We start from the raw sequence: 24,428 nt of genomic DNA on the forward strand, positions 1-24,428 counted from the left end.
GCAGATGCACATCGTGGACGTACGAGCGACCACCGTCACGGTGCCGCTCGAGGCGCCGCTGCGGCACAGCAACGGCGCGCACTGGGGGCGGTTCGTCCGGACGGTCGTGGAGGTCGAGGCCGACAACGGGCTGATCGGCCTGGGGGAGATGGGCGGCGGCGGGCAGAGCGCGGAGGAGGCCGTGCGCGGCCTGCGCGAGTACCTCGTCGGCCACGACCCCGCCCGCACCGAGGCGCTGCGGTTCATGCTGGCCAACCCGACCGCCAGCCTCTACAACAACCGCACCCAGCTGCTGGCGGCCATCGAGTTCGCCTGCCTGGACCTGCAGGGTCAGCACCTGGGCGTGCCCGTGCACGAGCTGCTCGGCGGCAAGGTGCGCGACCGCGTGCCCTTCGCCAGCTACCTGTTCTTCCGCTACCCGGCGGCCGACGGAACCGGCGAGGTCCGCACCCCGGAGCAGCTGGTCGAGCAGGCCCGCGAGCTCAAGGCCCGCCGAGGTTTCACCGTCCACAAGCTCAAGGGGGGTGTGTTCCCGCCGGAGTACGAGCTCGAGTGCTACCGCGCGCTGGCCGAGGCGTTCCCCGGCGACCGGCTGCGCCACGACCCGAACGGCGCGCTCTCCGTCGAGGACGGCATCCGGTTCGCCAGGGCCATCGAGGACCTCGACAACGACTACCTCGAGGATCCCACGTACGGCATGAACGGCCTGCGCCGGGTCCGCGAGCGTACGACGATCCCGATCGCCACCAACACCGTCGTGGTCAACTTCGAGCAGCTGGCGGCGAACGTCCGCGACCCCGCCGTCGACGTCGTCCTGCTCGACACGACGTTCTGGGGCGGCATTCGCCCGTGCATTCGCGCCGCCGGGGTGTGCGAGACGTTCCAGCTCGGCGTCGCGGTGCACTCGTCTGGCGAGCTGGGCATCCAGCTGGCGACGATGCTCCACCTGGGCGCCGTCGTGCCCAACCTGTCGTTCGCGGCCGACGCCCACTACCACCATCTGACCGGCGACGTCGTCACCGGCGGGCCGCTGGCCTACCGCGACGGGGCCATCGACGTGCCGGCGGCGCCGGGGCTCGGCGTCACGCTAGACCGGGACAAGCTGGCCGAGTACGCCGAGCTGTACCGCGAGTTGGGCAGCTACCCGTACGATCGCGACCCCGGCCGCCCCGGCTGGTACCCGCTGCTCCCCAACGGCAGCTGGGCCGACCCGGCCGCCGCCGGTCCCGTCGACCTCGCCTCGTGAGAAGGGTTCTGATCGATCCATGCGGGTGACACCGACCGTCGACGACTTCACCGCCGACACCGTCACGCAGCGCTACGACGACATGTTCAACCCGCCGGGGCTGACCAACTTCCTCGGCGCCGTCCAGGTCGACCACGACGTGACGGCCGTGCGCAGCGTCAACTTCGCGCCGGTCTCCCACGGTGACACCGTCACCGCGGCGCTGTTCGTCGACGGCCGGCTGTTCCGGTCCTTCGGCTCGCCGGTCTCGGTCCAGTGGCGCCCGGACCGCGTGGTCCGCTCCGCTCAGCTGGGCGACCTGGCCATCACGACGACGACGGCGACACCGCCCGGCCTCAGCGGTGTCGTCGTCGACATCGAGGTCACGAACATCTCCGACGCGCCGCGGACGGTCCGGCTGGGCCTGTCGGTCGCGTCGTCGGTCACGCGGACGACACCGTGGCGCGCGTCGATCCCCCCGTCGGAGCCGAACACGCTGGAGCTCGCGGCCGGCCGGGCGGCACTGCTGGGCCGGGCATCGTCGTCGGCCGCGGTGAGCGTCCAGGGCGTCGACGCCGACGACGCTCGAGTGCGCGGCCGCTCGGTCGAGGTCGACGCGACCATCGATGCCGGAGCCACCTACCGGCTCGGCTACGCGCACGTCATCGCCGTCGCCGAGGAGGAGGCGCTGGCGGCCTACGACGCCGCCGTGGCGGACGTGCCCGGAGGGATCGCCGCGGCCCGCGACTCCTGGAACGCCACGCTGGAGGCCGCGTTCACCCCCGGCAACAACGAGTTCAGCGGGCACGTCCCGACCCTGGAGACGTCGAACGACGCGCTGCGCCGGCTCTACTGGTGGGGTGTGCTGGGCGTCATCTGGTTCCGCCGTGACAACCCGGCCAGCGTTCTCGGCCGGGTCTACGACACCTTGATGCCCCGGAACTGGCAGACCACCACGTTCATCTGGGACTTCAGCCTCAGCTCGATGATCCACGCGCTGCTGGACCCGGAGCCGATGCGCAAGCAGATCGAGCACTGGATCGCGCTGGACATTCACCGGCACTTCGGCACCGAGTGGCAGACCGGCGGGCCGGCCGGCTACTGGTACTCCGTCAACGACTACGCCATGACCCGTCTGGTCCGCGACTACGTGCGCTGGAACGGCCGGCCCGACTTCCTCGAGGTCAAGCTGGCCGCGCACGACGGCCCGGCGCGGCCGGTCGCCGACCACGTCAGCGACTGGGCCACCGCCTGGGAGCGGTTCCGCACGTCGCACGCGCTGGCCGACTACGGCGAGATCGACAACCTCATGGAATGCGTCAGTTCCTACATCCACGAGGTGGCCAGCCTCAACGCCGCCAACGTGTGGTGCATGCGGGCCGCTGCCGATATCGCCTCGCTGCGCGGCGACGACGGCGCGGCCGCGGACCTGCGTGAGCGGGCCGCCGCACTGGTACCGCACGTGCGTGAGCTCTACGTCGAGGGCGAGGGGTTCTGGCACGCCCGGCAGCCCGACGGCCGGATGGTCCCGGTGCGGCACTGCTACGACTTCACCACAGTCGGCATGACCATCGCCGCCGACCTGCCCGAACGGCAGCGCGCGGAGATGGTCGAGTTCTTCGTCCGCGAGCTGCGCACACCGGCGTGGATGCGGGCGCTGTCGCCGTACGACGACGACGCCAGCTTCAGCCTGCGCCCGGACCACCAGTGGAACGGGGCCTACCCAGCCTGGCCCGCCGACGCCGCCCGGTCGCTCATCGAGCTGGGCCGGCCCGACGTCGCCGCGGACTGGCTGCCCGGCCTGGCCCGCACCGCCAACCAGGGCCCGCCCGCGCAGGCACACCTCGTCGAGGAGGCGGGTGATCCGGTCAACGGCGGAGCGGTGAAGGCGCCGCCGCAGATCCCGTACATGATCGACTGGTCTTGCTCGGCCGCGGGCGCGTGGGCGGCGCTGGTCGTCGAGGGATTCTTCGGTGTCCGGCCGGACGTGGACGGGACGGTCTGGGTGGAGTCCCAGCTGGCCGCGGTCGACCCCGGCGCCCGGTTGCGAAATCTGCGGATCGGCGACGCGCTGGTGGACGTCTCAGTAGACGGCGTCATCGGTTGAGCACTTCGTGGGTGTGACCGCGTCGTCGGTGTGACGCACCCGTTGATCGTGGCCGGATCGGGGTTCCGCCAGCCCCGGGACCCCGATCCGCCCATGGTCAACGGGCGGGAGCGCACGATGCACAGCGGGCGCACAGGGCGGGCCGGGCCGGCGCTCAACTTCGGCGGCGAGCCGCGGGACATCGCACCGATCGGGGCGTGTCCACCGCCCTCACCTGGAGGACCGATGTCCGACACGACCACCACACCCACCCGCCAGCGGCTGCAGCGCTGGAGAACGCCGATCGTCACCCGCGGCCGTGACCGGTGGCTTGCTGCTGGGCGACCACGGCTCGGACGACGAGTCCGAGTCCGGTCGGAGGCCGGAACCGCCAGCTGACCGGCGATAACAGGACGTCGCCACCTCCCCCGGGGGTGGCGACGCCCTGCCCGCCGCGCGGCCAACTGGCCGCGGGTCCTACGGCCGCTGGTTCACAGGCCGCTCATAACGTGCCCACAACTTGCGCCCTTACACCTGAAACATGACAGAACCGGCGACGCTGACCCGGGCGGACGGCTCGCCGCCGCGGGTCCTGGTGGTCGACGACGAGCCGAACCTGGCCGAGCTGCTGACCTCCGCGCTGCGCTACGAGGGGTGGGTGACGTCGACGGCGCTGTCCGGCGGGGACGCGATCCGCGCCACGATCGAGCTCGCACCTGACGCCGTCGTGCTCGACATCATGCAGCCCGACGTCGACGGCATCGACGTCATGCGCCGCATCCGGACCCACCAACCCGACGTGCCGGTGCTGTTCCTGACCGCCCGCGACGCCGTGGAGGACCGGGTGGCCGGTCTCACCCCCGGCGGCGACGACTACGTGACCAAGCCGTTCAGCCTGGAGGAGCTGGTGGCCCGGCTGCGCGGCCTGGACGGCGCACCCCGGCTCCGGGTTCCCGCCGGTCAGTCGTTGCAGCGGTCCAGGAGCAGGTACGTGCTGCCGTCGCGAGCGACTCCGGTGACGGTGGCCGTCCCGGCGCCGGCACCGCTGAGCACCACTCGCCGCGTCGCCACGCCGTCCTGCTCGGTCGTGACGTCGCTGTCCGGGGGCGATGCCTTCGCGAACGCCGTCTCGGCCAGGTGGTCCACGTAAGCGTCGACGGCGTCGTCCAGGCCGGCATCGTCGGTGACGCGCACGACGGCGACGAAGCCGCCGGTCGCGCAGGTCGGCATGACCGGCGGCGCGAGCAGCTCGAACCCGTCGAGGAGGCGGTAGTCCTCGCCACCGGGGACGAACGGCTCGCCGAGCGCGTCGCCCGCAGCGGGTAGTGCTGGGAACGGCGGCGGGATGACCGGCGACTCACCCGCCGGTGGCGGCGCCGGCGCCTCCAGATCGGGCAGCGGCGACGACGGGGTGTCGTGGACCTCGGTCAGCCGGATGAACGACAGGTACGGTTCGGCCCGCTCGCTTACGATGAGCTGGACGTCCAACCGGTACCCGCCGGGCCCGAACGCGTGTGCCGCGCACTCCAGCGACAGCTCGTCGTCGGGCACGTCCGGTGACCCCAGCGGCCGGCGTTCGCCCACGGCGTCGGGGTAGGAAACGTCGGCTACCTGGCAGAACGCGGGGTCGGTCTGCTCGTCGGGGTGGTACGTGAGCGCCTCCAGCCCGGCCGCCGTCACCTGCTCGACGAGGTCGGCGAAGGCCTCGACGGGGTCGCCGGTCACCAGCAGCAGGGCCTCGACACCGGCGACGGGCCCGTCCGGCGCGTCGGCATACGCGAACGGGGAACCGAGCAGCAGCGTGCCGGGCGGTGTCGACAGCTTTGCCGTGACTGGGGTGCCCGGCGCAGCGCCTTGGGGCGTCGCCTCGCCACTGTGATGATGGTGCGCGGACGTGCCGCCGCACGTCGTCGTCAGGGCCGCGGCGAGCAGCAGGGCCGGGCCGGCGCGCATGCGCCGGTCAGCCGGCAGGGGACAGGCTCAGCGACATGCCGGCCAGGCCGCGCTGCCGGTGCGACAGCCGGCGGGCGATGTCGCGCATCGCCTGCGCGCCCGGAGCGTCGGCCTCGGTGAGCACCAAGGGCTGCCCGGCGTCGCCGCCCTCGCGCAGCCGGGTGTCCAGTGCGATCTCGCCCAGCAGCGGGACCGCGGTGCCCAGCCGGCGCGACAACCCGTCGGCGACACGTTGCCCGCCACCGCTGCCGAACACCTCGAGGCGGTGCTCGTCGCCGCAGTGCGGGCACGGCAGGTAAGACATGTTCTCGATGACGCCCGCGACCTGCTGGTGGGTCTGGATGGCTATCGACCCGGCCCGCTCGGCGACCTCCGCGGCCGCGAGCTGCGGTGTCGTCACGACGAGGATCTCGGCGTTGGGCAGCAGCTGTGCCAGCGAGATGGCGACGTCGCCGGTGCCGGGCGGCAGGTCGAGCAGCAGGACGTCGAGATCGCCCCAGTACACGTCGGTGAGAAACTGCTGCAGCGCCCGGTGGAGCATGGGCCCGCGCCAGGCGACGGGGGTGTCGCGGTCGGGCTTGAACATCTCGGTGGAGATGACCTTCACCCCGTGCGCCGGCACCGGCATGATCATCTTCTCGACGACGGTCGGCTGTGAGCCCTCGATGCCGAACATCCGTGGGATCGAGTGCCCGTAGATGTCGGCGTCGACCAGGCCGACCGACACGCCGTCGGCGGCCATCGCGGCCGCGAGGTTCGCCGTCACCGACGACTTGCCCACACCACCCTTGCCGGACGCGACGGCGTAGACCCGAGTGAGCGAGCCGGGCTTGACGAACGGGATCTCGCGCTCCGGTGCGCCACCGCGCAACTGCCGGGACAGGTCCGCGCGCTGCTCGGCCGACATCACATCCAGCACGACGTCCACCGATGTGGAGCCGTCCAGCGCCATGACCGCCGCCGAGACGTCGCGGGTGATGGTGTCGCGCAACGGACAGCCGGCGACGGTGAGATACACCTCGACGGTGACCCGGCCGTCCGCCGCCACATCCACCGACTTGACCATGTTCAACTCGGTGATGGGCCGCCTGATCTCCGGGTCTTTGACGTCGGCGAGGGCCGTGGTGACGTCCTCGGCGGTTAGGAGCGCGCTCATACGTCGATGCTACGTCCGCGGCGATCGGCACCGGGCGTGGCGTCCTGTGCTCGGACGCATCTGCGCGCTTCTGCGCGATATGCGGCTGGTCGGCGCTTACTATCTGGACACCATGACGGCCAGCAAGGACACCGACCAGTGGGTCACGCCGGAACAGTTCGAGGTGTGGCGCCAGTTCATCAAGGTGCAGGCGCGGGTGCTGCGGCGCCTCGAGGCTGACCTGCTCGACCGACACAACATGCCGCTGGCCTGGTACGACGTGCTGGTCCGGCTGCTGGAGGCCGACCACCGCCGGCTACGAATGAGCGAGCTGGCCGAGCGCGTCATGCTCTCGCCCAGCGGCCTCACCCGGCTGGTCGACCGGATGGTGGACGAGGGCCTGGTCGCCCGCTCCCCGGCCGAGCGCGACGGTCGCGGCTTCTACGCCGTCCTGACCGATGTCGGCTACGAGCGGCTGCGCGAGGCCAGCGGCACCCACCTGCGCGGCATCCACGAGTACGTCGTCGGCCGGTTCGACGAGGAGGAGCTGGCCACCCTCGCCTCCCTCCTTCGCCGAATCGAGCCCTGACCCCCTCGTCGCGTGACCGCTGATCCAACCCGCCGCAACCACCCTCGCCCGCCCGGGATGATCACGTTCAGCAGGATTGCCTGTGCATCACCAGGCTTGCACGCCTTGTGCGACACGGGATTTCGTGCTGAACGTGATCATTTTGGAGGCCGGGGCGCGGGGTAGGCGGACCACGCCGAGTTCGTCTGCCACTCCGCCCGCACAGACGCCAGATGGGAGCCGGTGCCGACAGGACTGAGATCAGCCGAGGACGGGGTTCCAGGCGCCGGTGACGACGGCGAGGGTGACGGCTGCGGCCGTCAGCGCGACCGAACCGGCGACCAGTGCGGCGTCGGCCCGGGCGAACGCCTGCCGCCGGGCGGAGGTCCGCTGGGCAGTGGAGTCGAAGCCGCGGGCGTCCATCGCCGCCGCCAGCTGGGTGCCGCGCCGTACCGCGCCGACGAGCAGCGCGAACAACCGCCCGGCCAGGACGGACGCGGCGGCGAATGGGTTGCGGTCGCCGCCCAGCCCTCGTGCCCGGCGGGACCGGCCCAGCACCTCCCACTCAGCTGCGGTGAGTGGCGCCAGGCGGAACGCGGCCAGCGACCCGTAGGCGAACCGCGGCGGCACCCGAAGCTGCTGGACGAGGGCGTCGGCGAGGTCGACCGGATCGATGGTGAGCACCGCTAGCACGCCCGGCAGCGCGATCGCCGCCACGCGCAGCCCGGCGACGGCCCCCGCCGCCAGGCTCTCCGTGGTCACCAGCAGCGGTCCGAGGTCCAGCAGTGTCTCGCCGCCCTTGCGGTCGGTGAAGACCGCGTTGCCCAGCGCGACCATCGCGACGGCCAGCCCCAGCGGCCACAGCCGGCGCACCAGCCCGCGCCACCGCAGCCCCCATGCTGGGACGCTGGCCAGCGCCGCCGCCAGCAGCAGCGTCGACGTCACGGGGTCCACGCTGACCAGCAGCGCCAGCAACGGCAGCAGGGCGGCACCGATCTTGGCGACGGGGTTGCGCCTGGCCAGCGGCGCGGCGGGGTCGGCGGAGATGTGGGTCTGCAGCAGGGTCACGCGGCCACCTCCGTCGTGAGCCGGCCGGCCGCGACCTGGACCCGGTGATCGGCCAGCGCGGTCGCGAACGCCTGGTCGTGCGTGACCGCGACGATGGCCGTCCCGTCCGTGCGCAGCTGGACGCACAGGTCGAGCAGCTCGGCCCAGGTCTGCGCGTCCTGGCCGAACGTCGGCTCGTCCATGACCAGCAGGTCCGGTGACGTCGCCAGCACCGCCGCCACCGAGAGGCGGCGCTTCTCGCCGCCGGACAGTGCGAACGGGTTGGCGCCGGCCAGTCGGTCCAGCCGGAGCCGGGCCAGCAGCTCGTCGCAGCGCTCTCTGGCCACGACGGCGTCGAGGCCGACCCGGCGCGGCCCGACCAGGAGTTCGTCGCGCACGGTCCGGGCGACGAACTGGTGCTCAGGGTCCTGGAAGACGGTACCGACGCGCCGGCACAGCGCGCGGGAGCGCCACCTGTGCAACGGCCGGCCGGGGGAGTCGTTGAGCTCGACGGTGCCGGCGTCGGGCGGAAGCAGACCAGCCAGCAGCATCGCCAGGGTGGACTTGCCGCTGCCGTTCGGGCCGGTGACGGCGGTGGCCTCGCCGCGGCGGACGGTGAGGTGGACACCGTCGAGGGCGGGGCGGTCGGTGCGCGGGTAGGTCAGGGCGAGGTCGCGGGCGGCGAGAAGTGGTTCGCCGCCGGGCCCGGGGACGTACGGCGGTGGCGGCGGGCCCCATGGAGCGGGCACCCACACGCCAGCGGCGGCCAGCGCGGCGCCGCGCCGGCCGAAGACCTCGGCCGGGGTGCCGTCGTCGACGACCCCGCCGCCGGGTTCGAGCACGACGACGCGGTCAACCAGCCCGACGACGTCGTCGACCCGGTGCTCGACGATCAGCAGCGTGGTGTCCGTTCGGGCACCGCCGGTGGTGGGCGCCACCGTCGCGGTCACCGCGCCCAGCACCGCCGCGGCGCCCGGCGGGTCGAGGTTCGCCGTCGGCTCGTCCAGTACCAGCATCGACGGACGGCGTGCCAGCGCACCGGCCAGGGCCAGCCGCTGCTGCTCGCCGCCGGAGAGCGCCGTCGTGGGGCGGTCGCGTCCGTACCCGAAGCCGACCTCGCGCAGGGCGGCGTCGACCCGCGGCCAGATCTGGTCGGCGGGGACGCCGGCGTTCTCCAGGCCGAACGCGACGTCGTCGCCGGAGCGCGACATCACCAGCGACGCCTCGGGATCCTGGAACAGCACGCCGACGCGGTCGCGCGTGGTTGCCGCGGGCCGCCCGTCGACCAGAACCTTGCCCTCCTGCTCGGCGGCGGTCTGCGGGTCCAGGAGCCCGGCGACGGCGCGCAGCACCGTCGACTTGCCGGCCCCGGATGGGCCGACCAGGAGCACCCGCTCGCCGGCGGCGATCTCCAGGTCGACCCCGCGGCAGGCCCACGCCTTCCGGCCCGCGTAGCGCCAGCCCCAGCCACGCAGGCTGATCGCGGCAGCCGGCATCAGATCTCGCTCTGCGTGCGGCCGGAGGCGAACGACGCCAGGACGCCGGTGCGGGCCAGTGCCCGCACCAGCAGGTGCCCCAGGACGCCGGCGACGACCAGCCCGGTGGCGATCGCGCACAGCACGTAGACCAGCTTCCAGTCGGCCGAGTACTGCGGGACGGACACGATGATCTCGTAGACGCCCATCGCCACGCCGGCGCCGCCACCGGCGAGCACCGCGGCCCCAAGGCCCCAGCGGCGGTAGAGCAGCAGCGCGAACACCAGTTCCGCGCCCAGGCCCTGCCAGACACCGGACATGAACACCGACAGGCCCCACACCGAGCCGAAGAAGATGGACAGCGTCGCCGCCACGACCTCGGTGTACAGCGCCGCACCGGCCTTGCGGATCACCAGGCCGCCGACCACCGCCGGCAGCAGCCAGACGCCGGCCACCAGCGGACCGGTCGGCGTTCCATCCAACGGTCCGCTGACGGTGGTGTAGATGAGGTTGTTCCAGACCGCGAACAACAGCCCGAATGTCACACCGAGCACCGACGCGACGACGATGTCGACCGTGCGCCACCGCTGCCGGCCGAGATGGTCGGTCTGGTCCTGGCTCCGGGACTGGGCCATCGGAAGGCTCCTCTCGCACTGGGGGACGTACGACAGGGAACCGGTGCGGACATGGGTCAGCGCGCCTTCGCGGGGCCATCGAGGCCCGCCAAGACGCGCTGCCGCTGTCGAGGTGTCGACTTCCTGCGCCGGCATTACCCGGATCAGGTTCGAGGGTCTGCGGGTTGGTCCCGCACTCTCAGCGCTGCAGCGCTCCCCTGTCGTGGGTATGAAGTTATCTCGTGAACGAGATTACACCCCTTTCGTCCCACCCGTGTTGATCAGCGACGATGACGCTCCGGAGGTGGCCGGCGGGCGAGAGCCAGGTAACGTTTCGGTGACGACCGGGACGAACGGTGGGTATGCTCCATGAGGCGCTCCGCCCGGAGCCGCCTCAGTGCACACCGCCTGATCCTTGGGTAGGAGAGGTCCGCCGCTGATGCAACTGGTCGTTCGCCGACTGGCTGCAGCCGCTACCACGGTGGCGCTGACCGTGGCCTTGACAGCTTGTACATCCGGCCCGGAACACCAGGCCGTCGCGCCGCTCGCGCAGATCAGCATGGACGAGCGGAGCGACGCGGCCAACGGCATCAACGAGCTGGCGCCGCCGGAGGTCCTCGAGCGAGCCATCACGGCGATGCGTGGTGCCGGGACGTACCGCGTCACCGGCACCACGGTCGCGGGCAACGCCATCGACATCGCGTTCCACGACGGCGTCGGCTCGACCGGCACGGTGGGCACGGAGACCACCGTCCAGCTGGTCGCCACCACCGCCGGGATCTACGTCACCGGCGACACCGCCAGTCTGGCCGCGCAGGTGGGCGCCGACGTCGACACCACCATCGCCGGCAAGTGGCTGCTGATCTCGGCGGAGGCCGCGTCCGGGTTCGCCATCTTCGCCGACGGCTCCGCGTTCGCCAGCGCTGTGCTGGGCGCCGAGGCCCCGACGAACATGACCGAGGTCACCGAGGTCGACGGTCAGCCGGCGGTCGGCCTGCTGTTCCCCGAGACCGGTGGGACGCTCTGGGTCGCGGCCACCGGCGAGCCGCTGCCGCTGCGGCTGGAGGAGAAGGGCGCCTCGGTCGGTGCCGGCGTCATCACGTTCAGCGGCTACGGCACCGAGGTCGCGATCACCCCGCCGGCCGAGGACGCCGTCGTCGACCTCACGAAGATCCCGGCCTCGTGACTCGCGCCAGCACCGCCGTCCGCGCCCTGTCGGCGCGGTGAGCTAGTCTGCATCCGTGGAACTCGTCGGCGCCGTCGCCACCGGTCTGACCAGGCTGTTCGGCCGGGTCGAGGTTGAGGGGCTCGGCCACCTGCCGCTGCGTGGGCCGGCCATCGTCGCCGTCAACCACACCACCATCGCCGACGTACCTCCGGTGCTCTCCACGCTCTACCACGCCGGTCTGCGCCCCAGCATCCCCTGCCACCGCGACGGCTGCGGCGTCGACCACGGTCACGTGCGGTTCATGGCCTCGTCGCTGGTGTTCGGCAACCCCTTCATCGGGCCGCTGGCCCGGCAGGCAGGCATGATCGAGGTCGGCGGCCGGCAGGCCGGCGCGGCCGCGCTCAAGGCCGCCCACGACGCGCTCGGCCGCGGCGAGGTGGTCGGCATCTACCCGGAGGGCGACGTGTCGGCGACACTGGACGGGTCGCCGCGCCGGTTCCGCTTCGGCGTGGGCCGGCTGGCCGCCGATGCGAAGGCCCCGGTGGTGCCGGTCGCGCACCACGACGCGCGCCGCATCGGGTCGGGGTCGGTGGCGCGCAGCCTCGGCGGCGCGCTGACGTCCATCGTGCGCCGGCCCACGATCCGGCTGCGGGTCGGACGGCCGGTGCTGCCCGACGAGTACACCGGGCTGCCGCTGCGCGACGTCGTCGAACTCCTCCAAGAGCGGGTCGCCGACGTGTGGCGGGTCGTCTCCGGCGAGACGGTGCCCGATGTAGACCTGGACCAGCGGGAAAAGCCATTGTGAACGCGCGCAGCCCGATGCACTGTAGATACGGCTCCGCGGCTGCGGAGCCGACACGCGATTGGTCCAGATTTTGCCTGTGTGTTCCCTGCGGAGCGGATGGGCCACACTAGAGTCAGAGCGTCGAGCCCTGGCCTGGGCTCGGGAAGGAGGCGTGGCGCGTGAACACCCTCGTTCTGAACGCCTCCTATGAACCGCTGGCCGTTGTCTCCGTTCGCCGCGCTGTCATCCTGATCCTCACCGAGAAGGCCGTCGTCGAGCACGCCGACGCCGGCAAGCTCATCCGCTCGGCCACCCGTGAGCTGCCGACGCCGTTGGTGGTGCGGCTGCTGCGGTTCGTCCGGGTCCCCTATCGCCGCAAGGTGCCGTGGTCGCGCAGCGGGGTCCTCGAGCGCGACGGCCGCCGCTGCGCCTACTGCGCCGGACGGGCCAACTCCATCGACCACATCGTCCCGACCTCCCGCGGCGGTGCCGCCCGCAGCTGGCGGAACACCGTTGCCGCCTGCGTCGCGTGCAACCAGGACAAGGCCGACCGCACACCGGCCGAGGCGGGCATGCGGCTGTTGATCGAGCCGTTCGAGCCGAAGGCGCACCGTGCCCTCGTGCTCGCGCTGGGCGTCACCGCCGCCGAGGGGCTACCCGACTGGTTGCTCGCCGCCACCGCGTAGCCGCACCCTGCCCCGTCGTCGTCGCGGCCCGCCCGTCGCCTGCTGCCCGTCCTCGAAATGATCACGGGGCGCGCAGAATCCTGGCGATGTCCACGCCGAATCAGCCGTCCGATGATCGCCTGCGCGAGTACTGTCGGCCGGTAGGAGGTGTGCCATGGTGAGTCCTGTTCCTGGTCTCCCGACCGGCCTCGTGGTCGGGACGTACGACGACTACCCCGCGGCGCAGCGGGCCGTCGACTTCCTCGCCGACCAGAAGTTCGCCGTCGAGAACCTCGCCATCGTGGGCAGCGAGCTGCGCCAGGTCGAGCGCGTCACCGGCCGGCTCACGTGGGGCAAGGCCGCGCTCGGTGGCCTGGCGACCGGTGCCTGGCTGGGTCTGTTCGTCGGATTGCTGCTCGGCCTGTTCACTGACGAGGGGTGGCTGGCGATCATCCTGCTCAGCGTGCTCTGGGGTGCCATCTTCATGGCGATCTTCGGCGTCGTCGGCTACGCGCTCGCCGGCGGGCGGCGTGACTTCACGTCGCAAAGCGTCACCATCGCCGGCCGGTACGAGGTCTACTGCCAGCACCAGCACGCCGAAGAGGCACGTAACCTGCTGGCCAAGCTGTCGCTGCAGACCGGGACCACGTCACCGGGCTAGAGCCAGCCGCGGCGCTTGAAGTTCCAGTACAGCCCCAGGCAGATCGCGGCCATGAGCAGCATGACGCCCGGATAGCCGAGCTCCCAGCGAAGCTCGGGCATGTGCCGGAAGTTCATGCCGTAGATCCCGGCGATGGCGGTCGGAACCGCGATGATCGCCGCCCACGACGTGATCTTGCGCATGTCGTTGTTCTGCGACACGGAAAGCTGCGCCAGGTTGGCCTGCAGCATCGAGGCGATGGTCTCGTCGTGACCGGCCAGCAGGGTGTGGACCCGATCGAGGTGGCCGCTGACCTCGCGGAAGTAGGCCTGGATCTTCGACGGCAGGATTCCTGGTGCCGGCTGTGACAGCTCGCGTACCGGGTGGCTCAGCGGCAGGACCGCCCGGCGCAGCGTCAGCAGCTCCCGTTTGGCCCGGTAGATGCGTTCGGCCTGGTTGTCGCGGACGTCGGCGAAGACCGCGGCCTCGATCTCGGTCAGGTCCTCCTCGAACTCCTCCGCCGCGTCGAGATAGCCGTCGACGGTGACGTCGGCGGCTGTGTACAGCAGCGCCGTCGGGCCCTGGGCCAGCAGCTTCGGCTGCTCCTCCAGCCGGCGCAGCGCGAGGTCCAGCGTGCCCGGGTCGCCGCGGGCGACGGTGAGAACGAAGTGCGCTCCGGCCACGGCGGTCAGCGCACCGGTGTCGAGCATCTCGTTGCGCTCCGGGCCCTCGTGCCGGACGTAGCGCACCGTCCGCAGCACCATCGAGACGACGCCGTCGTAGTGGGCGAGCTTGGGGCTCGGCCGCGGGTCGAGCGCGTCCTCGACGACCAGCGGGTGCAGGCCGAAGTCGGCCGCGGCCTTGCGCCATCGCTCCTGGTCCGGTTCGCTCAGGCCGACCCAGACGAAGCCGTCGCCGGACCGCGCGGCATCGACGGCCTCCGGATAGCCGACGCCGTCCTGCCGGCGACCGTCGCGGAACAACGCCCACTCCGTGACCGTCACGGTTCCTCCTCGGCGAAGTGTCATCGGCTCCAACGCCACCAGCGCTAGCGTTACCAGCATGACGACGTTCCGGCAGCGGAATCGACAGGCTCACCGCTCGGCCGCGCGTGGGCAGCGATGAGCGGGCCGGAGCTGTGGCTCGTCCGGCACGGGCAGACCGAGTGGAGCCGCGACGGCAAGCACACCAGCAACACCGACCTGCCGCTGACGCCCGAGGGCGAGGTGGCGGCGCGGGCCATTGGCGAGCGGCTCGCGACGACGACGTTCGACCTCGTCCTGGCCAGTCCGCTGAGGCGAGCCCGCACGACGGCGGCGCTGGCTGGTTTCCCCGACCCTGAAATCACCGACGACCTGCGCGAATGGGACTACGGCGAGTACGAGGGCATCACCACGCCGACGATCCGCGAGCGCGACGCCGACTGGTCGCTGTGGATGGACGGGGCACCCGGCGGGGAGTCGCCGGCCGAGGTCGCCGCCCGGACCGACCGCGTCGTCGCCCGGGTTCGCGCCGACGCGGCCACCCGGGTGTTGGCGTTCGCGCACGGGCACATCCTGCGGGTGCTGGCGGTGCGCTGGCTCGGTCTGCCCGTCGACGACGGCGCCCACCTGCGGCTGGACACGGCAACGGTGTCCGTCCTCGGCTGGGAGCGCGAGACACCCGCCGTCGCGCGGTGGAACGCCTGACGAGCGCCCCCGGCGGGCACCGGGCGACGGCCGGGAACGGCACGCACCACCAGGATGCCGCGTCCCGCGCACTCGCCCTTTCTCATCACCAGGCATGCCCGATCCTCATGAGGCTTGCAAGCATGGTGCGACACGCAATTTCGTGCTGAACGTGATCATTTGGGGCCGGGGGTGGGCGAGCGGCTTGACCGCGCCGGTCTGACGCGACAGCGTCGGGGTCGTGAAAGGCGAACGAACCTGTCCTCGGTGCGGCACCATCGCCAGGCCGCCCGGTGCGTGGTCCAGCCGGTGGATCTGCCCGCTGCACGGTGAGATCTACCCGCTGGCCCCGTTGGTGGCGCCAAGCGCGCGGCTGGTCCACCAGCTCGGCGAGACGTCGGACGTTCCACTGTGGCTGCCGTGGCCGCTGCCGCGCGGGTGGGTCGTCGGCGCCGTCATCCACGCCGGCGACGACGCATCGGGCGTGCGGGCGGTGGGTGTGGGCATCAGCGGCCCGAACCCGATGGGCGGGCCGGGCGACTTCCTGCTGGTTGCCGAGGAACCGGGTGTCGGCCTAGGGGCAGGGCTGGCCGGCCTGGAGGGCGCCGACCCGGGCAAGGCCGTCGAGGGGGAGCCGCACGCGAGGATGCACGTGCACGGCCGCGCGGTGCCGCTGTGGTTCGTCGAAGGGCCGGCCGACCGCGCGGTCTACGTCGGCCACTGGAGCGGGAGCTGGCTGTGGGTCATTCTGTACCCGCAGAGCGCCGGGGTCCTGCTCCTGGAGGACCTCGCGGTGGTCGATCTACGTGATCTTGGCCACGAGGCGGACCTGCTGCCGTACGGAACGCCACCGCCGTGGTTGTCGCGGGGCTACGATCAATGAGATCATCTTTGGTCCAGTCCATTTGTGAGGTCGCCGGTTGCGCATCGATCTGCACACCCACAGCAGTGTGTCCGACGGCACCGACCGGCCCGACGAGCTGATCTGCCTCGCGAAGGCCGCCGGGCTCGACGTCGTCGCGCTGACCGACCACGACACCTTCGACGGCTGGGCGGCCGCCATCTCGGCGGGTGAGGACTCCGGCGTCGAGGTCGTCCCCGGCGTGGAGATCTCCACCGAGCTGCGCGGTCACGGCGTGCACCTTCTCGGCTACTTCGTCGACCCGGCGAATCGGGCGCTCGCCGACGAGCTGGCCCGGGTCCGAGGCGACCGCCGGACCCGGCTGGCCCGGATTGCCGCCGCACTCACCACGGCCGGGTTGCCGCTCGACGTCGCCGACATCCTGGCCGGGTCGCCGGACGCCGCGACCGTCGGCCGCCCGCACGTCGCCGACGCGATGATCGCGAAGGGGTACGTCCGCGACCGCGAGGAGGCGTTCGCCTGGTGGCTCTCGGCCGGCCGGCCGGGCTACGCGTCCAAGTACGCGCCGCCGGTCGACGAGGCCATCGACCTCGTGCACGCCGCCGGCGGGGTCTGTGTGCTGGCGCACCCGTGGGGCCGTGCGGGCGCCCGCCGTGCGCTGGGCCCGTCGTCGATCGAGAGGTTGGGCGAGCTCGGCCTGGACGGGATCGAGGTCGACCACCAGGACCACGACCCGGCCGCCCGCCGGGCGCTGCGGCGCATCGCCGGCGAGGTGGGCCTGGTCGTCACCGGCTCCAGCGACTACCACGGCACCGGCAAGGCCGACCACGAGCTGGGCGTGAACACCACGGCGCCGGCGGAGTGGGAGCAACTGCGCTCGCTGGCCAAGGGCTGACCGTCCCATGATCATCAACGATCCCGGGTGTCATAGCCCTCGAAATCGTTGATGATCATGGGGAGGGGGGAGAATGGGCGGGTGAGCCAGCCCATCCTCGACGGCATGCCCCGGCGGCTGTACGGCGCCACGCCGACCAGGTTGAACACCTGGCTCGACTGCCCGCGCCGCTACCGCTTCACCTACCTCGACCGGCCGCCCCCGCCGAAGGGACCGCCGTGGGCGCACAACACCCTCGGCGCGGTGGTGCACAACGCACTGGCCGGCTGGTGGCGGCTGCCCCGGCCGGCCCGGACGCCGGAGCGGGCCGGTTCGCTCGTCGACGAGTACTGGCTGTCCGAAGGCTTCCGCGACGCCGACCAAGCCGCGCTGTGGCGGCAGCGGGCCCGGGAGATGGTGGTCGGCTACGTCGCCGGCCTCGATCCCGACGACGAACCGCGCGGCGTCGAGCGCACGGTCGGGCTCATCCACGGCGGGACCTCGCTCACCGGCCGCATCGACCGCGTCGACCAGCGCGGGGACGACCTCGTCATCGTCGACTACAAGACCGGGCGGCACGTGCTCACCACCGACGACGCCCGATCGTCGCTGGCGCTGGCCGTCTACGCCGCGGCGGCCGCGCGGACGCTGCGCACGCCGTGCCGGCGGGTCGAGCTGCACCACCTGCCCAGCGGGACCGTCATCGCATGGGAGCACGACGAGCGCACGCTGCGGCGGCACCTGGACCGCGCCGACGGCATCGCCGCGGAGTGCGCGCGCGCCGACGCCGCGTTCAAGGCCGGTCAGGCCGGAGACGACCTCTTCCCGCCGCGGCCGTCGTCGCTGTGCGGCTGGTGCGACTTCGTGCAGCACTGTCCCGAGGGCAGGGCGGCGGTGCCGGCGCGGGCGTCGTGGGCGGGGCTGGAGTCGGCGTGAGACCGGTTCGCGGCGAGCTTGGGGTGATGTGTCGTGTCTGACACGTTTACGGCCGGACGCTCCGGTACATGATCACTCCGGAACACCGCCCCAGGCCGGGCCCGGGGCGGCTAGGGTTGAGGACGAGTTCGCACCGACGTGAAGGAGCGCGGATGGCCGGACGCTACGGCGTCTCATCCCGGTCGGGTCAGCGCCACGCTGCCCGGCGCACCCGTCGTCTGCGTGGGGTCCGGGCGACCGTGTTCGGCGCGTCGACGGTGGTCGCCGCCGGCCTGTTCGGGTTCGCCGGCACCGCCATCGCGCCGGAGGCACCGGTCGAGCCCGGCGCGCTGCCGCTCTCCGACCGGGTCGGCGGCGACGTCTCCCGCGGCGAACGCGACACTCTGCCGGCCAAGACCGTCGGACCCGCCGTCGTGAAGGTGGTCACCCGTCCGGCACCGCCCGTCGAGACCCCCGACCCGAACGCCAAGCCTCAAGCCGCCGCGCCGCTTCCCGCCGGCAGCGGCAGCGGCCACCGCGTGGTCTTCGACATCACCACCCAGCAGGTCTGGCTGGTCGACGAATCCGACGCGGTCGTGCGCACCTACCCGGTCTCCGGCAGCCGCTACGACCAGCTGCCCACCGGCACGTTCGAGGTTTTCTCCACCTCGCGCGACACCGTCAGCTGGCACGGCACCGAGACCATGGAGTACATGGTCCGCTTCTACCGCGGCGAGAACTCCAACATCGGCTTCCACGACATCCCGGTCGACACCGCCTCCGGTGCCGAGGTGCAGACGCTGTCGCAGCTCGGAACGCCGCTGTCCGACGGCTGCATCCGCCAGGACCTCGAGGACGCCGTCGCCCTGTGGGAGCACGCGCCGGTCGGCACCCCCGTTGTCGTCGTCCGCACCTGATTCTTTCCCGAGTACCCGATCCGCGGCGGCGGCAGGGCGGTCAGCGGCCGCTGAGGGCTGCGGGGAGCTCGGCGCGGCTGGTGATGCCGAGCTTGGCGTAGATGCGCGCGAGGTGGCTCTCGACGGTCCGGGTGGAGATGCTGAGCCGGCGCCCGATGTCGCGCGAGGAGATGCCGGCGGCGGCCAGCGGCGCGATCTCCTGCTCCCGCCTGGTCAGCGCGACCGCCTGCTGCCGCGGCGGGTTGGTCCAGACGCCGTAACCGGCCAGCGTCGCCTCGGTCGCCGTCATCATCTCGGTGTCACCGGCGGCCAGGGCGCGCGCGTAGCTGACCATGGCCTCCGCGCGCCACATGCCGTCGCAGCGTTTGGCCGCCACGGCCATCCGCTCGGCGACGTCACTCGGGGTCAGCGCGCCCACCGTCGGCAGGCCGTCGGCGATTCCCAGCAGCGCGATGTACAGGGAATCAAGCTCGGCCGGTGCCAGGTCGGCGGCGGCCGCGGCGTCGGCGGCCTCGATGGCGTGCACGACGGCATCGGCCTCGCGGCGGGCCAGCCCCACCCACAGCAGGGTTCGGCGCCGTCGGCCGTGGATGGTGGCGTCCTGGTGCACGGGCTCGCGCAGGGACTCCTCGCGTAGCCGGGCCGCCTCGTCGGTGTCGCCCACCCAGACCGACGCCTCGGCGGCCAGTGCGAGCGTGGCCGGCAGCATGCCCCGCGGGTCGCGCTCCCGCAGCGACGCGATGGCCGCCCGCAGGTGCCCCAGCGCCTCGCCCCAGCGGCCGCGCGCCATCGCGATCTGCCCGTCGACCAGCCCCGGGATGTTGCGGTGCTGCGGTACGTGCCCGATGTCGAGGTCGGACTCGTCGGCCTGCATGCGCTCCGCGCCGTCGACGTCGCCGGCGAACAGCCGGATGACGACGCAGGCCGCGCGCAGCGACATGAGGTAGGCGGTCGCCTCGGAGAGCGACTCTCGCGCGGCCGCCATGTACCGGTCGCCGAGCCGCAGTGACTCGCTGATCTGGCCGGAGCGCGCCAGCGCCAGCTGCACCGGTGCGACGAGCTGGATGCGCGCCAGCAGCGGCAGCGAGGCGTCGGCGAGGAACGCGACCGCCTCGCCCAGCGCCGTGCCGCTGTGGCCCGCGTTCATGAGGAGCGTCAGCCGGTGTCCGCGCAGCACCGCCGCGGCATGGGGGTCGTGCAGGACACGGGGCACCACGCCCTCGAGCAGCCGGACGGCGGCATCGGCGTCAGCGCGCCCGTGGAACATCACGTCGGCACCGGTGACGGCGGCGTGCACGACCAGCTCGGTGCCGACCGTGCCGCGTGGCAATGCGTGCAGCTGGTTGAGGTCGGCCTGGGCGCGGTCGATGGAGCCGAGCACGCGGTGTGCTCGGGCCCGCTGCGCCAGCGCCCCGGCGACGACGTCGAGGTCGGGGTCGGCCAGTAGCGCCAGGTCGGCGAAGCGGCGCGCGTCGGTGGGCTGCTGCAGCTCGTTGGCGAGCGCGGCCGCGGCGACCAGAAGCTCGGCCTCGGGCACCGAGCCGGCCTCCAGGGCCCACGACACCCAGCGCATCAGATCCGGCAGCGAGGCGTCGCGGGGCGCCGGCAGATGCCGCACGACCCGTTCGCGCAGCACGCGGCGGCGCCCGGGTGGGACGAGGCTGCGGATGGCCTCGCCGTACACCGGGTGGGACAGCTGCACGGTGGGCGGTCCGGCGGACGGGTCCACGACCAGCATGCCGGCCTCGACCAGGGCGTCGACGGCGGCGGTGTCGGCCAGCTCGAACAGCAGCGGTAGCGGCAGGGACTCCGCGAGCGACACGATCTCGAGGACCTCGCGCTCGCCCTCGGGCCGGCGGCTCAGCTCGGACGTCACCAGCCCGATCAGCCGGCCCGGCGCCACCGGCCCGGACCACGTCCACACGCCGTGGTCCTGACGCAGCTCGCCGCGGCTGATGGCGGAGCGGACCAGCTCGCGCAGGTAGAGCGGGTTACCGCGGCTGGCCTCCCACATCCGCCGTTCGGTGTCGCGGCCGACGATGCCGCCCAGCGCGGTCCGCAGCAGCTCGCTCGTCGTCGCCCGGTCCAGTGGCTCGACGTCGATCCAGCGAAGGAAGCCGTCCTTCCAGAGCGCGACCAGATCGTCCGGGATGCCAGGGCCGGGCCGGCTGGTGACCAGCAGCCGGGCCTGCCGCGCGGTGGCAAGCATCCGCAGCACCCCGCTGCTTGCGCCGTCGAGAAGGTGGCCGTCCTCGACCCGCAGCACGACCGGCCGGCCCTCGGCGTCGCGGCGCAGCCGCTCGGCGGCCGCCCGGAAGACCGTGATGGGGCTGGCGCCGTCCTGCGCGGGCACGTCGGCCAGCAGCGGCGCGAGAGCGGCGAGCATGACCGGCTGCGCGCGGCTCGGCGACGTCACCGTGACGACGTGCGCGGTGGCGGATACGGCCCGCTCCAGCTCCGTGGCCAGCGTGGACTTGCCGACCCCGCTCTCACCGACGAGCAGCACGCCGTGCGATGCTCGGGAATCGGAGGTGGTCAGGACGTCGAACGCGGACGCGTACTCCTCCGCGCGTCCGACGACCGGCCACGGGCCGGGCATGTGACTGGCGTGCATGCACGGAAACGGTAGAGGCAGATGACCATGATCGCCGACATTCCGGGCGAAGAATTTACGTAGTACCTACGGATGCCGATCCAGCGGGCCGGTACGTAACGTGGAACGCAGCCTGCGGCCCGGTTTTCGGGCGCGGCAGGCCGGGATGACGGCGGGCTGGTGCTTACGTCCGTAGTCCCGAGCCCGGCTCCGGCGAGTGGGGGGCGCCTGCTTCGCCGGTCCGGGCTTCCTCCCGGTGGCCCTCGGCACCCTCCACCCCGAGGTACACCACCCCTTCGCCGGGGTCACCGGGAGGACGCACCCTCCGCCACGCTCATCGGCGGTCGACCCCAACCCTGCGGGGGTCGACCGCCGATGATCATGACTGGATGGAGTCAGTCGGTGTCGACTGGATTGCCGCCTCGGGTGCGGCGCCGAGACCGCTGCCGCCGCGGCCGTGCCTCCCCGTCACCATGTTCGGCCCGCGGCTGGGCGCCGGACGCGCCAACCGCCTCGCCGCGCCGGGTGCGCCGGCGACCGCCCCGCGACGGCCGGGACGGACGGCCCCGCGTGCGGCCGGTCTCGCCGAGGTCCTCCAGCTGCTCGGCCTCCAAGCCGGCACGGGTCCGCTCGGAGCGGGGGAGCGTGCCCTTGGTGCCCGGCGGGATGCCGAGGTCGTGGAAGAAGTGCTCGCTGCTGGAGTAGGTCTCGGCCGGGTCCGCGTAGGGAAGGTCGAGCGCCTCGTTGATCAGCTTCCAGCGGGTGAGATCGTCCCAGTCGACCAGAGTGATGGCGACGCCAGAGGCGCCGGCCCGGCCGGTGCGGCCGATGCGGTGCAGGTAGGTCTTCTCGTCCTCGGGACAGCTGAGGTTGACGACGTGGGTGACGCCCTCGACGTCGATGCCGCGGGCCGCGACGTCGGTGGCCACCAGCACGTCGACCTTGCCGCCGCGGAAGGCCCGCAGCGCTTGCTCGCGGGCGCCCTGCCCGAGGTCGCCGTGGACCGCGGCCGCGGCGAACCCGCGGTCACGCAGCTCGTCGGCGAGGCGCTGTGCGGCCCGCTTGGTCTGGCTGAAGATCATGGTCAGCCCGCGGCCCTCGGCCTGGAGCAGCCGGGCGATCAACTCGTCCTTGTCCAGGTTGTGTGCCCGGTAGACGAACTGCGCCGTGGTCGGCACCGTCTGCGTCTCGTCCGGCGACTCCGCGCGGATGTTGACCGGGTGCCGCATGTACCGCCGGGCCAGGCCGACGATGGCGGCCGGCATGGTGGCCGAGAACAGCATCGTCTGACGCAGCTCCGGCGTGAGCGAGATCAGCTTCTCGACGTCGGGCAGGAACCCGAGGTCGAGCATCTCGTCGGCCTCGTCGAGCACCAGGACCTTGACGTGGCCGAGGTCGAGGTGACCCTGGCCGGCAAGGTCGAGCAGCCGCCCGGGCGTGCCGACGACGACGTCGACGCCCTTCTTCAGCGCGTTGACCTGCGGTTCGTAGGCGCGGCCACCGTAGAGCGTGGTGACCCGGACCCGGCGCACCGTCGAGGCGGTGGCGAAGTCGTTGGCCACCTGCACCGCGAGCTCGCGCGTCGGGGTGACGACAAGAGCCTGCGGCTTGCCGGGCTCGGTCGCCTCGGCGTAGTCGCGGTCGTCGGGAGCGACGATGCGCTGCAGCAACGGGATGCCGAACGCGATCGTCTTACCGGTGCCGGTCCGGGCCTGACCGATCAGGTCGTTGCCGGTCAGGGCGACCGGGATGGCCATCTCCTGGATGGGGAAGGCCTCCGTGATGCCGACACGCTGGAGCGCCTCGGCGATGGGTGGGAACACACCCAAGTCGGTGAAGGTTGTCAGGGCGTCTCGCCTCATTCGTCGCTGGGACCCCGAGTAGCCAGCCGATCGGCGCGCCATGCGCAACCAGGCCGCGCGCCGGCGCTGTGTCAGTGCCAGCGGGCCAGGAGCGTCTGAGTGCGCACGGACGTCCGGTTCGTCCCCAGGGGGCGCCCGTTTTCCGCCCGGACGCCATCTATACCACTGGACAGTGTACCGGCAAGTCCGTTCTACCCGGTGTTCGGCGTCATCCGCAGCGCGTGGCGGACCGATATCGTTGGTGTCCGTGACCGCGACCGACGGCTTCGACGACCCGGCCTACCGCGACGGCATCGTCGACCTGCTCGGGCTGCTCGGCCTGGGCGAGCTCACCGGGTTCGAACGCATGGCCGCCGACGCCGGCCTGGCTCCGACGCTCGCCGACAAGGCCGCGCTGGCCGGCATGGCCGTCACCGAGTTCCACCACTTCGAGCACATCCGCGACCGGCTGGGCGAGCTCGGGGCCTCCGTCGACGAGGCCATGGCGCCCTTCCGCGACGCGCTCGAGCAGTTCCACGCCAACACCGCACCGGCAGACTGGCTGGAAGGGCTGGTCAAGGCATACGTCGGCGACGGGATCGCCGCGGACTTCTACCGCGAGGTGGCCGAAGAGGTCGACCCGCTCACCCGGCAGCTGGTGCTCGAGGTGCTGGCCGACGCCGGCCACGCCGACTTCGCGGTCGAGCGGGTTCGCGAAGCGATCGCCGCCGACTCGCGCGTGGCCGGCCGGCTGGCGCTGTGGGCCCGCCGGCTGGTCGGCGAGGCACTGGCGCAGGCGCAGCGCGTGGCAGTGGACCGCGACGCGCTCGCCGTCCTCGTCGTCGGCGGCGCCGGGCGAGCCGGCCTGGACCTCGCCGAGATCGGCCAGCTCTTCGCCCGCATCACCAGGAAGCACGCCGACCGGATGACGAAGCTCGGGCTGTCGCCGTAGCGGCCGGATGGGGGTCGGTGCGGCCGGATGGGGGTCGGTGCTGCCGGACGGTGGAACGCCGTCCCCGCCCGCGGGCTCGTTCCTCGCCCGATGCCCGACCGAACCCTGGCCGGCGTTCCACCGTCCGGCCGCGGCGCTGGCCTTGCCCGATGCCCGACCGAACCCTGGCCGGCGTTCCACCGTCCGGCCAAGAGGGCAGGGAACGTGGGACGGACGGGTCAGACGGTGCCGAAGCCGACCCGGCGCTCCACGGGCTCGCCGATCTCGACGTAGGTCAGGTGCTCGGTGCGCACCAGTAGGCGCCGGCCGCGCTCGTCGGCGAGGTCGAGCAGCCCGTCCGTGTCGGCGAGCGCCGCGCGGACCGTGCTCTCGATCTCCTCGGGCGACTGGGCGCTCTCGAGCACCAGCTCCCGCGTGGCGTTGTGCACGCCGATCTTGACCTCCACG

General features: G+C 72.5%; 22 protein-coding genes and 1 riboswitch. Of the genes, 14 read left to right on the forward strand and 8 right to left on the reverse strand.

Annotated elements, in window-relative coordinates:
* Positions 1-4 precede the first annotated feature (4 nt).
* The 3 genes from E1269_RS16445 (at position 5) to E1269_RS33850 (ending at position 4,461) form a co-directional block, all read left to right on the forward strand.
* On the forward strand, positions 5-1,246 hold the full coding sequence (locus E1269_RS16445) for an enolase C-terminal domain-like protein (protein WP_131896406.1): 1,242 nt from the start codon (positions 5-7) through the stop codon (positions 1,244-1,246).
* A gap of 19 nt (positions 1,247-1,265) precedes the next feature.
* Entirely contained in the window at positions 1,266-3,332 is a 2,067-nt protein-coding gene (locus E1269_RS16450; protein WP_131896408.1) for a glucosidase family protein, read from the forward strand.
* A 520-nt stretch (positions 3,333-3,852) separates the two neighbouring features.
* On the forward strand, positions 3,853-4,461 hold the full coding sequence (locus E1269_RS33850) for a response regulator (RefSeq protein WP_131896410.1): 609 nt from the start codon (positions 3,853-3,855) through the stop codon (positions 4,459-4,461).
* Positions 4,462-5,271: 810 nt separating this feature from the next.
* Here E1269_RS33850 and E1269_RS16460 read toward each other — a convergent pair.
* Positions 5,272-6,420: an Mrp/NBP35 family ATP-binding protein gene (locus tag E1269_RS16460; protein WP_131896412.1), complete on the reverse strand. Its 1,149-nt coding sequence runs from the start codon at positions 6,418-6,420 to the stop codon at positions 5,272-5,274.
* 112 nt (positions 6,421-6,532) lie between these two features.
* Here E1269_RS16460 and E1269_RS16465 point away from each other — a divergent pair, with 112 nt between their 5' ends.
* A complete protein-coding gene (locus E1269_RS16465; protein ID WP_131896414.1) occupies positions 6,533-6,988 on the forward strand; it encodes a MarR family winged helix-turn-helix transcriptional regulator in 456 nt (151 codons plus the stop codon).
* 240 nt (positions 6,989-7,228) lie between these two features.
* On the opposite strand, the gene E1269_RS16470 is transcribed toward E1269_RS16465, so the two are convergent.
* From E1269_RS16470 to E1269_RS16480, 3 genes are read right to left on the reverse strand one after another with little or no spacing between them, the layout of a single operon-like run.
* The gene (locus E1269_RS16470; RefSeq protein WP_203433738.1) at positions 7,229-8,035 is read right to left on the reverse strand and encodes an energy-coupling factor transporter transmembrane component T family protein; all 807 of its coding nucleotides are present in this window, start codon (positions 8,033-8,035) and stop codon (positions 7,229-7,231) included.
* Positions 8,032-9,510 (reverse strand): ABC transporter ATP-binding protein, encoded by a 1,479-nt coding sequence (locus E1269_RS16475; RefSeq protein ID WP_131896416.1) that lies wholly within the window; start codon positions 9,508-9,510, stop codon positions 8,032-8,034. The genes E1269_RS16470 and E1269_RS16475 overlap by 4 nt, the downstream gene beginning before the upstream one ends.
* The gene (locus tag E1269_RS16480) at positions 9,510-10,124 is read right to left on the reverse strand and encodes an ECF transporter S component (RefSeq protein ID WP_131896418.1); all 615 of its coding nucleotides are present in this window, start codon (positions 10,122-10,124) and stop codon (positions 9,510-9,512) included. The genes E1269_RS16475 and E1269_RS16480 overlap by 1 nt, the downstream gene beginning before the upstream one ends.
* A 103-nt stretch (positions 10,125-10,227) precedes the next feature.
* Positions 10,228-10,333: riboswitch (TPP riboswitch) on the reverse strand.
* 209 nt (positions 10,334-10,542) lie between these two features.
* Between E1269_RS16480 and E1269_RS16485 the strand changes: the two genes are divergently transcribed.
* From E1269_RS16485 to E1269_RS16500, 4 genes are all read left to right on the forward strand, one after another.
* The gene (locus tag E1269_RS16485) at positions 10,543-11,289 is read left to right on the forward strand and encodes a hypothetical protein (RefSeq protein ID WP_131896420.1); all 747 of its coding nucleotides are present in this window, start codon (positions 10,543-10,545) and stop codon (positions 11,287-11,289) included.
* Between the two features lie 55 nt (positions 11,290-11,344).
* Positions 11,345-12,076: a lysophospholipid acyltransferase family protein gene (locus E1269_RS16490; protein ID WP_131896422.1), complete on the forward strand. Its 732-nt coding sequence runs from the start codon at positions 11,345-11,347 to the stop codon at positions 12,074-12,076.
* Between the two features lie 158 nt (positions 12,077-12,234).
* On the forward strand, positions 12,235-12,741 hold the full coding sequence (locus E1269_RS16495) for an HNH endonuclease (RefSeq protein ID WP_131896424.1): 507 nt from the start codon (positions 12,235-12,237) through the stop codon (positions 12,739-12,741).
* A gap of 154 nt (positions 12,742-12,895) precedes the next feature.
* On the forward strand, positions 12,896-13,381 hold the full coding sequence (locus E1269_RS16500) for a YflT domain-containing protein (protein WP_131896426.1): 486 nt from the start codon (positions 12,896-12,898) through the stop codon (positions 13,379-13,381).
* Here E1269_RS16500 and E1269_RS16505 read toward each other — a convergent pair.
* Positions 13,378-14,364 carry a magnesium and cobalt transport protein CorA gene (locus E1269_RS16505; RefSeq protein ID WP_162606451.1) on the reverse strand — a complete coding sequence of 329 codons (987 nt, stop codon included), beginning with the start codon at positions 14,362-14,364 and terminating at the stop codon, positions 13,378-13,380. The two genes, E1269_RS16500 and E1269_RS16505, sit on opposite strands and share 4 nt — an antisense overlap.
* Positions 14,365-14,481: 117 nt before the next feature.
* Here E1269_RS16505 and E1269_RS16510 point away from each other — a divergent pair, with 117 nt between their 5' ends.
* The 5 genes from E1269_RS16510 to E1269_RS16530 all read left to right on the forward strand — a co-directional run bounded on the left by E1269_RS16510 (position 14,482) and on the right by E1269_RS16530 (position 18,595).
* Positions 14,482-15,048: a histidine phosphatase family protein gene (locus E1269_RS16510; protein ID WP_131896430.1), complete on the forward strand. Its 567-nt coding sequence runs from the start codon at positions 14,482-14,484 to the stop codon at positions 15,046-15,048.
* Positions 15,049-15,268: 220 nt separating this feature from the next.
* A complete protein-coding gene (locus E1269_RS16515; protein ID WP_131896432.1) occupies positions 15,269-15,910 on the forward strand; it encodes a DUF6758 family protein in 642 nt (213 codons plus the stop codon).
* 37 nt (positions 15,911-15,947) lie between these two features.
* A complete protein-coding gene (locus tag E1269_RS16520) occupies positions 15,948-16,784 on the forward strand; it encodes a PHP domain-containing protein (protein WP_131896434.1) in 837 nt (278 codons plus the stop codon).
* An 81-nt stretch (positions 16,785-16,865) separates the two neighbouring features.
* The gene (locus E1269_RS16525) at positions 16,866-17,699 is read left to right on the forward strand and encodes a RecB family exonuclease (protein ID WP_203433740.1); all 834 of its coding nucleotides are present in this window, start codon (positions 16,866-16,868) and stop codon (positions 17,697-17,699) included.
* Between the two features lie 152 nt (positions 17,700-17,851).
* The gene (locus tag E1269_RS16530) at positions 17,852-18,595 is read left to right on the forward strand and encodes a L,D-transpeptidase (protein WP_162606452.1); all 744 of its coding nucleotides are present in this window, start codon (positions 17,852-17,854) and stop codon (positions 18,593-18,595) included.
* A gap of 40 nt (positions 18,596-18,635) precedes the next feature.
* Here the strand turns inward: E1269_RS16530 and E1269_RS16535 are convergent, their stop codons facing one another.
* Together E1269_RS16535 and E1269_RS16540 are read right to left on the reverse strand one after the other, a co-directional pair.
* Positions 18,636-21,209 carry a helix-turn-helix transcriptional regulator gene (locus tag E1269_RS16535; protein ID WP_131896438.1) on the reverse strand — a complete coding sequence of 858 codons (2,574 nt, stop codon included), beginning with the start codon at positions 21,207-21,209 and terminating at the stop codon, positions 18,636-18,638.
* A 374-nt stretch (positions 21,210-21,583) separates the two neighbouring features.
* A complete protein-coding gene (locus E1269_RS16540) occupies positions 21,584-23,092 on the reverse strand; it encodes a DEAD/DEAH box helicase (RefSeq protein ID WP_131896440.1) in 1,509 nt (502 codons plus the stop codon).
* 199 nt (positions 23,093-23,291) lie between these two features.
* Between E1269_RS16540 and E1269_RS16545 the strand changes: the two genes are divergently transcribed.
* Complete coding sequence (locus E1269_RS16545) at positions 23,292-23,981, forward strand: ferritin-like fold-containing protein (protein ID WP_420810646.1); 690 nt, start codon at positions 23,292-23,294, stop codon at positions 23,979-23,981.
* A 218-nt stretch (positions 23,982-24,199) separates the two neighbouring features.
* Here E1269_RS16545 and E1269_RS16550 read toward each other — a convergent pair whose 3' ends face one another.
* Entirely contained in the window at positions 24,200-24,427 is a 228-nt protein-coding gene (locus E1269_RS16550; RefSeq protein WP_131896497.1) for a DUF3107 domain-containing protein, read from the reverse strand.
* Between the last annotated feature and the right edge of the window lies 1 nt (position 24,428).

The sequence above is a fragment of the Jiangella asiatica genome (assembly GCF_004349065.1).
GTDB classification, from domain to species: Bacteria; Actinomycetota; Actinomycetes; order Jiangellales; family Jiangellaceae; genus Jiangella; species Jiangella asiatica.

Coding starts and splice junctions, on each gene's coding strand:
- E1269_RS16445 (WP_131896406.1), top strand. CDS start 5: ATGCACATCGTGGACGTACGAGCGACCACCGTCACGGTGCCGCTCGAG.
- E1269_RS16540 (WP_131896440.1), bottom strand. CDS start 23,092: ATGGCGCGCCGATCGGCTGGCTACTCGGGGTCCCAGCGACGAATGAGG.
- E1269_RS16480 (WP_131896418.1), bottom strand. CDS start 10,124: ATGGCCCAGTCCCGGAGCCAGGACCAGACCGACCATCTCGGCCGGCAG.
- E1269_RS16485 (WP_131896420.1), top strand. CDS start 10,543: ATGCAACTGGTCGTTCGCCGACTGGCTGCAGCCGCTACCACGGTGGCG.
- E1269_RS16530 (WP_162606452.1), top strand. CDS start 17,852: ATGGCCGGACGCTACGGCGTCTCATCCCGGTCGGGTCAGCGCCACGCT.
- E1269_RS16460 (WP_131896412.1), bottom strand. CDS start 6,420: ATGAGCGCGCTCCTAACCGCCGAGGACGTCACCACGGCCCTCGCCGAC.
- E1269_RS16475 (WP_131896416.1), bottom strand. CDS start 9,510: ATGCCGGCTGCCGCGATCAGCCTGCGTGGCTGGGGCTGGCGCTACGCG.
- E1269_RS16510 (WP_131896430.1), top strand. CDS start 14,482: ATGAGCGGGCCGGAGCTGTGGCTCGTCCGGCACGGGCAGACCGAGTGG.
- E1269_RS33850 (WP_131896410.1), top strand. CDS start 3,853: ATGACAGAACCGGCGACGCTGACCCGGGCGGACGGCTCGCCGCCGCGG.
- E1269_RS16500 (WP_131896426.1), top strand. CDS start 12,896: ATGGTGAGTCCTGTTCCTGGTCTCCCGACCGGCCTCGTGGTCGGGACG.
- E1269_RS16450 (WP_131896408.1), top strand. CDS start 1,266: ATGCGGGTGACACCGACCGTCGACGACTTCACCGCCGACACCGTCACG.
- E1269_RS16465 (WP_131896414.1), top strand. CDS start 6,533: ATGACGGCCAGCAAGGACACCGACCAGTGGGTCACGCCGGAACAGTTC.
- E1269_RS16535 (WP_131896438.1), bottom strand. CDS start 21,209: ATGCACGCCAGTCACATGCCCGGCCCGTGGCCGGTCGTCGGACGCGCG.